Annotated in this window: 3 protein-coding genes; all 3 read left to right on the plus strand. The window is 68.9% G+C overall.

Annotation, left to right across the window (positions count from 1 at the left end):
* On the plus strand, positions 1-601 hold a 601-nt coding region (gene lpoB, locus VD972_RS16105; RefSeq protein WP_324987857.1), incomplete at its 5' end, for a penicillin-binding protein activator LpoB.
* A gap of 28 nt (positions 602-629) precedes the next feature.
* The gene (locus VD972_RS16110) at positions 630-1,889 is read left to right on the plus strand and encodes a hypothetical protein (protein WP_324987860.1); all 1,260 of its coding nucleotides are present in this window, start codon (positions 630-632) and stop codon (positions 1,887-1,889) included.
* 33 nt (positions 1,890-1,922) lie between these two features.
* Positions 1,923-2,509: ZIP family metal transporter (locus VD972_RS16115; protein WP_324987863.1), on the plus strand; the 587-nt coding region annotated here is incomplete at its 3' end.

Consider the following 2,509-nt stretch of genomic DNA (forward strand, 5'->3'; position numbering starts at 1 on the left):
CCGCCTCATCATCTCCGCCAGCCTCGCCGCCGTGCTCAGCGCCTGTTACGCGGGCGGCCCTCGCGCCTACACGCGCGGCACGTACGAGGATCCGAACACCATCGAGATGCTGTCGGATCAGTTCAACGAGAACGATCTGCAGCTCATCGCGAAGAAGATGGCCGAGTCGCTGGCGGGCTCGCCCCGCTTCGGCCAGGTGGATCCGCAGCGGCTGCCCATTGTACTGGTGGGCAAGCTGAAGAACAGCACCTCGGAGCACATCGACATGCGCTCGCTGGGGGACAAGATCCAGACGGCGCTGGCGCAGACGGGGCGGTTCGCGCTGGTGGACCAGCAGGCGCGCTGGGACCTCGCCGAGGAGTACGAGTACCAGCAGTCCGGCTACGTGAACCCGGACGAGGCGAAGGGGCCCGGGCAGCAGGTCTCCGTGGACTTCATCATGACGGGGGACCTGGCCTCGATCATCCAGGAGGTCGGCAACGACAAGCTCGTCTATTACAAGATGACGGCGAAGCTGAACAACGTGCGCACGGGCCTCATTGAGTGGACGGACGAGAAGCAGATCCGCAAGAAGTTCGAGCGGCGGACGGTGGGCTGGTGATGCGCGGCTGAGCGCTCGGGTGATCCTCATGCCCCGTCGACTCGGCAGGAGCCCACGTCTTCGGGTGGGGGGACTGCTCGTGCTCCTGGGGCCTCTGCTGCTGGCGGGGTGCGCGGGGGACTACGTGGCGCGCACCCGCGCTCTCCGCGAGGCCTACCAGGGCGAGGACTACCCGCGCGCGCTGGACATGCTGGCGGGCGAGGAGCAGCACGGCCACCCGAATGACCAGCTGCTCGTCCTGCTGGACCGGGGCATGGTGCTGCACGCCGCTGGGCGCTGGGAGGAGAGCATCCAGGTGCTGGCGGAGGCGGACCGGCTCTCGCAGGAGCTGGATGGCATCTCCGTGCGCGAGGAGGCGGGCGCGCTCCTGAGCAACGAGCGGCAGCGGGCCTACCGGGGGGAGGACTTCGAGAAGCTGATGATCTCCGTCCTCCAGGCACTCAACTACGCGCAGCTCGGGAAGGACGAGGACGCGCTCGTGGAGGTCCGCCGCGTCAACGAGCGGCTGCGGAGGATGGTCGTCGAGGAGAACAAGCCGTACGAGCAGCTCGCCATCGCGCGCTACCTGGGTGGCGTCCTCTATGAGGACCAGCGCGAGTGGGATTCGGCGTACATCGACTATGCGCAGGCGCTCGAGCTGGAGCCACGGCTGGGGCCGCTGGCCGAGCCCTTGCTGCGCCTGGCGAAGCAGACGGGTCGGGAGGACGCGTACGCGTCGCTGCTCCAGCGGTTCCCGGACCTGCCGCACGAGCCGCTCGGGCGAGGGGAGGGGCAGGTGGTGGTCGTCGTGGAGGTGGGGCTCTCGCCGGAGAAGCAGTCCGCCCGCCGTCCCTACCAGTCCCATGCGGTGGAGCTCATCACCGTGCCCGTGTACCGGGATCGGAGCACCCCACCTCGGGCCCAGGTGAGCGGGGGGGCGGACTGGCAGCCAGCAGTGACGGTGACGTCGCTGGGGCAGGTGGCGACGCTCCACCTGGAGGATCGGGTCGGCCGGATGGTGGCGAAGCAGCTGGCGGGCGCGGTGGTGAAGGCGGGGCTGGCGGCCGGCGCGGGGGCGATTACCAAGAGCGAGGAGGTGGGGTACCTGACGTTCCTCCTGCTCAACCTGGCGAACGAGCCGGACCTGCGCTCGTGGCTCTCGCTTCCGGCCGAGTTCCAGCTTGCGCGCCTCCGGCTTCCCGCGGGCAGACACACCGTCCATGTGGAGGTCGGCGGCCGGGTCACCTCGCGTGAAGTGGAGGTGAGGCCCGGGCGTGTCTCGGTGGTGGTGATGAGGCGCTACTACTGAACCCCCTCCATCTGATGTAGGGTCCGCGCCCCAATGTCGCCGGTCGTGGCCACGGTCGCCGCCTATTCTTTCTTCATCCTGCTGGGTGCCCTCGGGGGCGCGCTGGTGGTGGTGTTCACGCAGCGGGCGACCCGGCTGGTGACCTTCCTGGCGTTTGCGGCGGGGGTGATGCTGGGGGCGGCCTTCTTCCACATGCTGCCCGAGGCGTTTCACGGCGGGGGCTACCCGGCCTTCACGCTGGTGCCCGCGGGCTTCGTCTTCCTCGTGGTGCTGGAGCGCTTCTTCCTCTCGCACACATGCGAGGAGCCGCTCAACTGCACGGAGCACGCGCACCACGGGCTGGGGTTCGCCGCGCTGGTGGGCCTCTCGCTGCACACGCTCGTGGATGGCGTCGCGCTGGGCTCGTCCGTCAAGGAGGGGGTGGGGATGATGGCCTTCATCGCCATCATCGCGCACAAGGTGCCGTCCTCGCTGTCGCTCGCCTCCATCCTCAAGTCGGAGAACCGCAGCTCGTCCACCATCCTCGGCTACGCGTGCTTCTACGGCCTCATGGTGCCGGTGGGCGCCGGGCTCTACTTCGCCTCGGACGCGGCGCTGCAGATCGAGAAGCTCTCACCGTG

The organism is Hyalangium sp. (assembly GCF_035629615.1).
Classification (GTDB): Bacteria; Myxococcota; Myxococcia; order Myxococcales; family Myxococcaceae; genus Hyalangium.

Bases quoted from the DNA above. Each gene is read 5' to 3' on its own strand.
- VD972_RS16110 (WP_324987860.1), top strand. From the start codon at position 630: ATGCCCCGTCGACTCGGCAGGAGCCCACGTCTTCGGGTGGGGGGACTG.